The sequence below is a fragment of the Actinacidiphila sp. bgisy160 genome, from assembly GCF_057707815.1.
The window spans coordinates 91,925-101,166 of record NZ_JBYIQW010000002.1; the positions used below are offsets into that span (position 1 = coordinate 91,925).

10 protein-coding genes and 1 pseudogene are annotated in these 9,242 nt (G+C 71.5%); 5 read left to right on the forward strand and 6 right to left on the reverse strand.

Features of this window, described 5'->3' with window-relative positions; all coding sequences use genetic code 11:
- Positions 1 to 202: 202 nt before the first annotated feature.
- Complete coding sequence (locus tag AC3EUJ_RS03075; RefSeq protein ID WP_431959309.1) at positions 203 to 1,174, forward strand: SMP-30/gluconolactonase/LRE family protein; 972 nt, start codon at positions 203 to 205, stop codon at positions 1,172 to 1,174.
- On the opposite strand, the gene AC3EUJ_RS03080 is transcribed toward AC3EUJ_RS03075, so the two are convergent.
- Positions 1,168 to 1,782, reverse strand: a complete 615-nt coding sequence (locus AC3EUJ_RS03080; protein WP_431959310.1) for a GPP34 family phosphoprotein — start codon at positions 1,780 to 1,782, stop codon at positions 1,168 to 1,170. The two genes, AC3EUJ_RS03075 and AC3EUJ_RS03080, sit on opposite strands and share 7 nt — an antisense overlap.
- Positions 1,783 to 1,795: 13 nt before the next feature.
- A complete protein-coding gene (locus tag AC3EUJ_RS03085) occupies positions 1,796 to 3,013 on the reverse strand; it encodes an ABC transporter ATP-binding protein (RefSeq protein WP_431959596.1) in 1,218 nt (405 codons plus the stop codon).
- A gap of 168 nt (positions 3,014 to 3,181) precedes the next feature.
- Here AC3EUJ_RS03085 and AC3EUJ_RS03090 point away from each other — a divergent pair, with 168 nt between their 5' ends.
- The 4 genes from AC3EUJ_RS03090 (at position 3,182) to AC3EUJ_RS03105 (ending at position 6,675) form a co-directional block, all read left to right on the forward strand.
- A complete protein-coding gene (locus AC3EUJ_RS03090; RefSeq protein ID WP_431959311.1) occupies positions 3,182 to 3,862 on the forward strand; it encodes an ABC transporter permease in 681 nt (226 codons plus the stop codon).
- Positions 3,862 to 4,572, forward strand: a complete 711-nt coding sequence (locus tag AC3EUJ_RS03095) for an ABC transporter permease (protein WP_431959312.1) — start codon at positions 3,862 to 3,864, stop codon at positions 4,570 to 4,572. Before AC3EUJ_RS03090 ends, AC3EUJ_RS03095 begins: the two co-directional genes overlap by 1 nt.
- Positions 4,569 to 5,531, forward strand: coding sequence for an ABC transporter substrate-binding protein (locus AC3EUJ_RS03100; protein ID WP_431959313.1), 963 nt, complete (start codon positions 4,569 to 4,571; stop codon positions 5,529 to 5,531). Before AC3EUJ_RS03095 ends, AC3EUJ_RS03100 begins: the two co-directional genes overlap by 4 nt.
- A gap of 154 nt (positions 5,532 to 5,685) precedes the next feature.
- Positions 5,686 to 6,675, forward strand: a complete 990-nt coding sequence (locus AC3EUJ_RS03105) for a coiled-coil domain-containing protein (RefSeq protein ID WP_431959314.1) — start codon at positions 5,686 to 5,688, stop codon at positions 6,673 to 6,675.
- A gap of 128 nt (positions 6,676 to 6,803) precedes the next feature.
- On the opposite strand, the pseudogene AC3EUJ_RS03110 reads toward AC3EUJ_RS03105, so the two are convergent.
- From AC3EUJ_RS03110 to AC3EUJ_RS03125, 4 genes and pseudogenes are all read right to left on the reverse strand, one after another.
- A pseudogene (locus AC3EUJ_RS03110) lies at positions 6,804 to 7,022 on the reverse strand (HK97 family phage prohead protease); the annotation flags it as partial.
- Between the two features lie 291 nt (positions 7,023 to 7,313).
- A complete protein-coding gene (locus AC3EUJ_RS03115; RefSeq protein ID WP_431959315.1) occupies positions 7,314 to 7,508 on the reverse strand; it encodes an Rmf/CrpP family protein in 195 nt (64 codons plus the stop codon).
- Between the two features lie 16 nt (positions 7,509 to 7,524).
- Positions 7,525 to 8,058, reverse strand: coding sequence for a hypothetical protein (locus AC3EUJ_RS03120; RefSeq protein ID WP_431959316.1), 534 nt, complete (start codon positions 8,056 to 8,058; stop codon positions 7,525 to 7,527).
- A 96-nt stretch (positions 8,059 to 8,154) separates the two neighbouring features.
- Positions 8,155 to 9,117: a hypothetical protein gene (locus AC3EUJ_RS03125; protein WP_431959317.1), complete on the reverse strand. Its 963-nt coding sequence runs from the start codon at positions 9,115 to 9,117 to the stop codon at positions 8,155 to 8,157.
- Between the last annotated feature and the right edge of the window lie 125 nt (positions 9,118 to 9,242).

The window sequence follows — 9,242 nt, forward strand, 5'->3', positions numbered from 1 at the left end:
CCCGGCGCCAGGTCGGGCCGAGCGTGGTCCGGCGCAGATCGACGGTGGCGAAGTGTAGGCGGATCACGAAGCCCGATTGTCGGCCGGGCGGAGCCTTTCACCCAGACGTGAAAGGCGATGCGGCCGCTGCCGGGGGCCCGGCAGGCTCTCGGGCGTCCCCGCGCCGCGGGGACGCCCGCCCCGCGTCCCGGAGGTTGTGACGATGCCCGGCACCACCCGACTCCCGCGGCTGTGCGCCGCGGTTCTGCTGGCCGGCCTGGCGGCGCTGCCCGTCCAGACCGGCCCGGCCGCCGCGCGGGAACTGCCGCGCACCTACGTCGTCTCCCGGGCGCCCGGTGTGCTGCCCGAGGGGATCGCGATCGACCGCGACGGCACGATGTACGTGTCCTCCGACGGCACCGGCGCGCTGTACCGGGGCGACGTACGCGACGCCCGCCTGCGGCCCTTCCGCGCGCAGGGCCTGGCGGACCGCCCGAGCACACTGGGCGTGCACACCGACGGCCGGGGGCGGGTGTACTCGGTCGGCGGCGCCGAGCTGACCGTCCACGACCGTGGCGGGCGGCTGCTCGCCACGCGCACCGCCCAGGGCGGCCCGCTCGGCGCGCCCGACCTGAACGACCTCGTGATCACCGACGACGCCGTCTATGTCACCGACTGGGCCAACCCCGTGGTGTACCGGGCCGCCCTTCGCCACGGCCGGCCCGGTCCGCTGGAGCCGTGGCTGGACATCCGCTCCGCCTTTCCGCAGTTCCCCGCGCAGTACTGGCTGCTGAACGGCATCGTCGCGGACCGGACGGGCCGCACTCTGCTGGTGGCGTCCAACGGGACCGAGGCGGTGTGGCGGGTGGACGTCGCCACCCGGGAGGTGGGCCAACTGGACCTGGGTGGCGCGTCCTTCGGGGCCGACGGGATGCTGTTGCGCGGTCGGACGCTGTACGCGGTGCTCAACTACGGCGCGCCGAACGGCGTCTACGTCGCCGAGCTCGACGCGGACCTGCGCAGCGGCACGGTGACGCACCGCGTGACCGGCGAGCCCTTCGACCTGCCGACGACGCTGGCCCGCCACGGCTGCCGGCTCTACGTCGTCAACAGCCAGAACGACGAGCCGCCGGGCCGGCCCCCGTACACCGTGAGCGCGATCGACGACCCGGTGTGCGCCCGGCCGTCTCAGTAACCGCGCCGGACGTTCTCGGCGGCGGCGTCGGCCTGCCGCCGTGAGCGGCGCAGGCGTTCGGCGGCCAGCTCGGCCAGCGCGTCGTCGAGGGTGGCCAGGACGCGGGCCGCGGCGGGGTCGGTCACGCCGGGTGCCGCGTCGGCCTCCGGGCCGCCGCGCAGGCCGAGCGCCTTGGTGAGGGCGGCGAGGACGGGCTCGTCCGCCGCCAGGCGGTCGGCCGCGCGGCGCCGGGCGGCGGACTCGGTCAGCACGGTCCGGGTGTGGCGGACCAGCCAGTTGCGGTGCCGTTCCCGTACGGCCTCGCCCTCGGCCTCCAGGCCCGTCAGGTAGCCGTCGGTCAGGCCGCGGCCCCTGCGCCACAGCCAAGCGCCGGGGGTCTCGTACGGCGGCCGGCGCACCAGCGCGGAGGCGGCCTCCGCCAGCAGCGGGTCGGTGATCTCCCGGTGCCCGCCCGGCACGAGAAGGCCGCCGTCCAGGGCGACGGCCCCGGCGGCCAGGAGGTCGACGGCCTCGGCCGCGGCGAGCGCGAGGGAGAGGTCGCCGGGTTCCACTGCGTGTTCGGCGGCCCGTTCCAGGGCGGTGATGATGAGGTCCCGTGGGGTGGTCATGGAACGCTCCGCATCAGGAGGCATCGGCGTCCGGTTCCGCCCGGAAATCGTCACCCGCCCCCGCCTCGACCGCCACCGCCCGCCCCGCGTCCTGATCGGCGTTCCCGTCGTTCCCGTCGTTCCCGTCGTCGCCGTCCTCGTTGACCGAGCGGCGCAGCGCGGTGTGGAGGGTCGCGGGGGTCAGCACCCCGGCGAAGCGGTCGCCGTCCACGACGGCTGTCCAGCCCGCGTCGTGCTGGAGCATCGCGCTGAAGGCCCGCTTGAGGGGGGCGCCCACCGGCACCCAGGCCTCCAGGCGGCGGGTGTGGTCGGCCACGGTGCCCGAGGTGAGGGTGCCCGCGGTGACGTAGCCGCGCAGCCGGCCGTCGTCGTCGAGGACGACGGCGTAGGGGTCGCCCTGCTTCGCCAGGACGGCGGCGGCCTCCGCGGCGGGGGAGCCGGCGCGGACGACGGGCGGATGCTCCAGGTCGGCGGTCTCGATCGGGGTGACGGACAGCCGCTTCAGGCCGCGGTCGGAGCCGACGAAGCCGGCCACGTACGGGGTGGCGGGGGAGCCGAGCACGGTCGCGGGGGTGTCGTACTGCTCGATGCGGCCGGGGCCGAAGACCGCCATGCGGTCGCCGAGCCGGACCGCCTCCTCGATGTCGTGGGTGACGAACAACACGGTCTTGCGCACCTGTTCCTGCAGCCGCAGGAACTCCGACTGCAGCCGCTCCCGCACCACCGGGTCGACGGCGCCGAAGGGCTCGTCCATCAGCAGCAGCGGCGGGTCGGCCGCCAGCGCCCTCGCCACGCCGACCCGTTGCCGCTGGCCCCCGGAGAGCTGCTCGGGGTAGCGGGAGCCGTGCACGGACGGGTCGAGGCCGACGAGTTCCAGCAGTTCGGCGGCGCGTGCCCGGCGCTTTGCGCGCGTCCAGCCGAGCAGGTGCGGCACGGTCTCGGTGTTCTCCAGCACGGTCTTGTGCGGGAACAGCCCGACGTTCTGGATGACGTAGCCGATGCGGCGGCGCAGCAGCACCGGGTCGGTGCGGGCGATGTCCTCGCCGTCCAGCAGGATCCGGCCGGCGGTGGGCTCGATGAGCCGGTTGACCATCTTCATCGTCGTGGTCTTGCCGCAGCCGGACGGCCCGACGAGGGTCACGAGTTCACCCTCGCGCACCTCGAAGGTCAGGTCGTCGACGGCGGTGGTGCCGTCGGGGTAGCGCTTGGTGACGTTCTCGAAGCGGATCATCGGGACCTCTCGTCGGCGCTGGGCGGTGCGGCTCATCCCCCAGCTTGGTACACGCTCGGCGATGGTTGTGAAGGGGGTGTTGCGAGGATGTGGCAGGACCCGGGAATGTCGGCGGCCGGGTTTACGCTCACCTGCATGATCTGAACCGGGCGGGGGAGGTGGCATCGCATGGCCGGACAGGACTGTCTCGCGGCGAACGACTGGATTTGCGGCGAGTTCGTGCGCACACGCAGCCAGGAGTTGCTGGACGCGGGGGTGGAACATCTGTGGATCACCGCGGCGTCGGTGGCGGCGGGTGTGCTGCTCGCGCTGCCGCTCGCCCTGGTGGCCCGGCGCTGGCGGGCGGCCGCGGCGCCGGTGCTGGGGGTGACGACGGTGCTCTACACGATCCCGTCCCTGGCCCTCTTCTCGCTGCTGGTGCCGGTGTTCGGGATCTCCGCGTCAGTGGTCGTCACCGGCCTGACCCTGTACTCGCTCACCATCCTCGTCAGGAACTTCCTGGCCGGACTGGATGCCGTGCCCGAGGACGCGAGGGAGGCGGCACGCGGCATGGGCTACGGGCCGGTACGCCTGCTGTGGGAGGTCGAGTTGCCGCTGGCGATGCCCGCGGTGATGGCGGGCGTGCGCATCGCCACGGTCGCCACGATCTCCCTCACCACGGTCGGCGCGATCGTCGGCTACGGGGGTCTCGGCAATCTCATCAAGGACGGCATGCAGAGCTTCTTCAAGGCGGAGGTGCTCACCGCGTCCGTGATCTGCGTGGTGTTCGCCCTCGTCGCCGATCTGCTGCTGCTCGGGGTGCAGCGGCTGCTCACGCCGTGGACCAGGCTCGCGAAGGCGGTGGGCTGATGGGGGTGATCCCCGGCGCGTGGGACTGGCTGACCACGGGCGCCAACTGGACCGGCACCGACGGGGTCCTGCAGCGGCTCGGCGAGCACCTCCTGCTGACCTCCGTGTCCTTGGCCATCGCCTGCGCCGTGGCCCTGCCCGTCGCGATCCTCCTCGGCCACCTCGGCAAGGGTGGCGCGCTCGCTGTGAACCTCTCCAACGTCGGGCGGGCGGTGCCCACCTTCGCCATCCTGGTGCTGCTCATCGTCGCGACGAACTCGGCACGCTACTGGCCCACCATCATCGCGTTGGTGCTGTTCGCCGTCCCGCCGCTGCTCACCAACACCTACGTCGGCATGCGCCAGGTCGACCGGGACGCGGTGGAGGCCGCCCGCGGCATGGGGATGACCGGCGGCCAGCTGCTGGCCCGGGTGGAGCTGCCGCTCGCGGCGCCCTTCGTCATGAGCGGGGTGCGCTCGGCGGCCGTCCAGGTCGTCGCCACGGCCACGCTCGCCGCGATTCCCGGCGAGGGCGGCCTCGGCCGCCTCATCACCGCCGGCTTCGCCCAGTACGACACCCCGAAGGTCGTCGCGGGTGCGGTGCTCGTGGCCGCGTTCGCCCTGCTCGTGGAAGGAGTCTTCCTGTTGCTGCAGCGCCTGGTGTCCCCCGCGCACAAGTCCCGACCCGCCCGAAGACCTGCCCGTCCCACCCATCAGATGGAGTTCACATGAGCAAGGCCCTGCGTACCGCCACCGCCCTGGCCGCCGTGGCGGTCCTTTCCGCGGGCCTGGCGGCCTGCGGCGGCGACAGCCTGGAGAAGAGCGGGGGTGGGGGAAGCTCACAGGCCGGCGGCAAGGGCTCCCTGACCGTCGGCTCCGCCGGGTTCACCGAGAGCACGGTCCTCGCGCAGCTGTACGCGCAGTTGCTGACCGACGCCGGCTACAGGACCACCATCAAGACGGTCGACAACCGCGAGCTGTACGAACCGGCCCTGGAGAAGGGCCAGATCGACGTCGTCCCCGAGTACGCGGCCACCCTGGCGGAGTTCCTCAACGCGAAGGCGAACGGCAAGGACGCCCCGCCCGTCGCCTCCTCCGACGTCGACGCCACCGTGACGGCGCTCACCGAACTCGCAGACCCGCGCGGGCTGAAGGTGCTGCCGGCCGGGGAGGCCGTCGACCAGAACGCGTTCGCGGTCACCAGGGACTTCGCGGAGAAGAACAACCTCAAGACCCTTTCCGACCTCGGCAAGTCGAAGATCGCGGTCAAGCTCGCCGCGGGCGAGGAGTGCTCCATCCGGCCCTTCTGCTCGCCCGGCCTGAAGAAGACCTACGGCATAGACGTCACGTCGGTCGACACCAAGGGCGTCGGCACCGTCCAGTCCAAGCAGGCGGTCAAGGACGGCACCGACCAGCTGGTGCTCACCACGACCACGGACGCCACCCTCGACCAGTTCGGCCTGGTGCTCCTGGAGGACGACAAGGGTCTGCAGAACGCCGACAACGTGCTGCCCGTCGTCAACGCGAAGGAGGCCGGCGGGGCGGACGTCGCCGCGGCCCTGGACAAGCTCACCCAGGTGCTGACCACGGCCGACCTCACCGAGCTCAACAAGCAGGTGGACGCCGAGCGCAAGAAGCCCGAGGACGTGGCCGCGGACTACCTCAAGTCGAAGGGCCTGCTGAAGGGCTGAGCCCGAGGGACAAGATCGAATAAATCGTGGCGGGAGGGCGTTCGCATGACGTTTCGTATGCGCGCGAGCGCCCTCCGTATTTGTCGTTGTGTGTTCGGTGGGAAATCGGATGCCGCGGCCCCACACGGCGCACCGGCACGCTAAGTTCCCTACCATGCCCCGTGGACGACACCGCCATTCCCAGCCGCTGCACCGGCTGCTCCCGCCCGTGACGGTCGCCGGCTCCGCCGCGGCCCTCGCTGTCGGCGCCCTGGTGATCGGTGATCCGGTGCTGCTCCGTGTGTTCGTCGTCGCCGCGGCCGGTGTCGCCGGTGGCGGCGCCTTCCTGCTGCGCAGCTGGGACCGCGCCGCCGGCAAGCAGGTCGCCGACCTGAAGACCGCGCGGGTGCGCGACGAATGGCGTGCCGACGAGCGGATCGCGGAGCTCGAGGTGGACCTCGAGGACTCCCGCGAGCTGCGCGGCAAGCTGGAGAACAAGCTGCGCGGCAAGCGCGCCGAACTGGCCCGGCTCCGCACGGAGCACGCGGACCTGCTGCGCCGCTACGCCACCGCCGAGTCCGAGCGGGCCCGCGCGCTGGAGGACGGCCGGGTCGCGAAGAAGGCGGTCGGCTCCGCGCTGCCCGTGCCCTACACCGCGCCGGTCAGCGCGGCCACGTACCTGCGGGCCGCCGCCGCGCTGCGGGACCTCTCGCGCAACGGCGCCCGCCAGCAGGCCGCGCTCACCGTCGAGGCGGCGCGCCGCCGCGACCTCGCCGACACCGACGAGCCGCAGGGCAGGCACGCGCTGGACCCGGCCGTCCGTGAGCGTCCCGCCGACGACACCGTCGGTGGCACGGGGAGCAGCCCGGCGCTGCCGGTGCGCCAGCCCAAGCTCGTTCCGGCGGTCGCCGCGGCCGTGCTGCCGTACGCCAAGCCCAACCGCCAGGCCAGCCGTGCCCAGGGCGGCTTCGACTTCTTCGGCACGAAGAACGAGAAGGCCCGCCAGGAGCTGGAAGCGGCCGGCGAGGCGGCGTCCAAGGAGGCGGACCTCGCCGACGTCGTAGGGGACGAGGCCGTGGCCGAGCAGGCCGAGGTCATCGACCTGACCGCGCACGACGAGACAGAGCAGCTGGACCTCAGCGAGCTGCGCGCCCAGTCCTCCTGACGCCCGGCGGGCGGCCCGCGGGCGGCCCGCCGTTCTGTGGCCTTGTACTCCATCTCACCGTCGAGCCCGGCGGGGTTGCCCTTCACCTGCAGACTCATCGTCAGCGGGTGCCCGCCGTGCAGGACGGGGCTGACCTCGAACAGTTCGAGCTTGCGGATCATCCGGACCCCGGCGCGCTTGGTCGCACCGCCCTTGGGGACGGTGTACCCGATGGACCACTGGGCGCCGCCGCCCTCCTCGTGCCACTGCTTGACCTGCTCGTACACATCGCGGCCGCGGGTGGTCTTCATGTTGAACGCCACGTCGGCGACCAGGGCGCCGGCCGCCGGGGGCCACGGCGCGCCCATGGGCGTGGTCTTCGGCAGCCGGGGGTCGCCCGGCAGCCACTCCTCCACGCCGCGGCAGACCCCGATGGGGTCTTTCCACTCGTGGGAGAACACGGGCTTGACCGGGCGCTTTCGCAGCGTCTCGGCGAAGGCGCCGGGCAGGATCACGTCGCCGACGTCGTCTTCGACTCCGGTCACGGCGGCTATGGCTCGAGATGTCCCCCGCTCGGGGGGCTGAGGGCGGGGGCGCGGCGGCACGGTGGTCCTTCCAGGCCGGGGGTTTGGCCTGGGTACCGTGCGCGCCGCGTGTGCCTACCGTCCTGCGCTGTGCCTGCCGGGGTTGTCGTAGCCGAGCATCCAGAAGTGCCGGTGGAAGCGCTGCACTACGTCGCCATCGGCCGGGTAGGGGCAGGCCTGCGCGTCCTTGCCGGTGCGGGCAGCTTCCGCCCCGGCCTTGGCAGACCGGAAGCCCTCCACGAGCGTGGCGGGCGGGGTGGTGTCGCTCATTGTGCCTGCCTCCGGGTCACTTCTTGAACGGGTTGGGAGCCGCGGAAGGGTCGTCCTCTTCTTCGTCCTCTTCGTCGTCCGGCTCCTCGTCCAGGCCGGGCAGGTCGCCCTCGTCGTCGCCCTCGTCCAGGCCGTCGCGCTCCTCGCCGTCCGGCATATCGCCGGGGGCGGGGGCGCCGCCACCGGAGGGCGTCATCCCGGCGTCGTCCACGTCGGTTGCCCACGCGTCGGCGTCGGAGTACCGGTAGACCTGGCCGGTGGCGTCACGGACCCACCCGGTGAGGGTGCCGTCCGGGGCCTTCTCCAGCCAAGCTTCCTCCCCGTTCGGGTCGGAGAAATGGTCGGTGACCGACGGGTCGTCGGGCAGCGTCTCGTCCCCTTCGTCGTACAGGTCACCTGCCCACGGGCGGGAGTCGTCGGTGGGCATGGGTGGCTGGCCGGCGTTGGGGTCGGCGGCCGCGGCCGGATCAGCGGCGGGGTCCATGGGCGGTATGGCGGGGCCACCACCGGGGGCGCCCTTGACCTGGAGCTGGAGTCGGAATCTACGCACGCCGCGCACCATGGACCGCCGGGCGGCTTTGCGTCGAGCTTGGCGAGTCAGCTCAGCCTCGGCGCTTCGGCCCTCCTCCGAACATGGCTTCCTCGCCTAGCAGCCGCTGCTGGCGTAAAAGCAAGTGGATTTGAAGATCAGCCATTCGTTCTGTTGGCGCTGAAGGGCGAAGGCGTAGCTATTGCCATTGTTGAATTCCACTGTAATTAGAGAGTGGTTCTCGTCCAGTCCGGGAATTGCCTGAGATGAGTAAATGTCGGTATATGACAATAGCTGGCCAGAATTGATGTCCTTGCGTGCCGTAGCCATATAGTCGACGACGGTGTTCCCGCTGGCGTCCTGGGTGAACTCCTGATCATTGCGTCCCTCATCGAGTAGATCACTCAACGCGGTCGTGCAATCTCCGTCATTCTTTGCCAGAGTGGCTGGACTGATCTGTGTGCAGGCTGCCGCGAAGTCCCCGCGGGAGACATCTGAAAAGAACTTGGTTACGTGCCATTTCGCGTTGTCGGCAGGAGACAGAGGTGGCGTTTCATTGGACGACTGCTCGTTGCCCTGACTCTTGCCGGTGGGGTGACTCACAGGAGACTGAGAGTCGGCCATGGCTCGGTACACGGCCGTGCCCGTCCCGACCACGGCAAGTAGAGCCAGGGCTCCAAGGCCGATGCGAATGGAGCGGCGCGAGTTGTTGATGTCCCGTCCGGCGATCTGCCCTCTGCCTCTGACGTTCCCGCCAATCAACACGCCACCGATGGTGATCTTCCCTGGATCCCCGGTGACGCGTTCGTCCGTGGCGGCCTGAAAAGCTTCCCTCAGCGACGCTGCGAAGCTCGGGTCGGCCTCTGCTTCGGCCTGGAGCGCAGCGGCGGCGCCCTGCTGCAGGTCGGCATCCCCCGGGTCCTGTTGCATGCGCATGTACGCGAGAGCCCCGCCCGGGCTCTCCGCCAGCCGTGTCGAGATCAGCTCGGTGAGTCGTTGGCTTGCGACACCGCTGACCGTGCTGCCTACGATCCCGGCCACGTAGGCCATCGCCTGCGTTGCCAACTCCTCGATGCCCATGGTTCCCCCGACGCTCCAGTTGATTGGGCGTCAGACTAGTCCAGCTGGGGCTGCCGCTACCAATGGATCACTCGACTGCGCTCCCGGGCGGCAGCCTCGGGCGAACGAGCGCATAAACCCTCAAC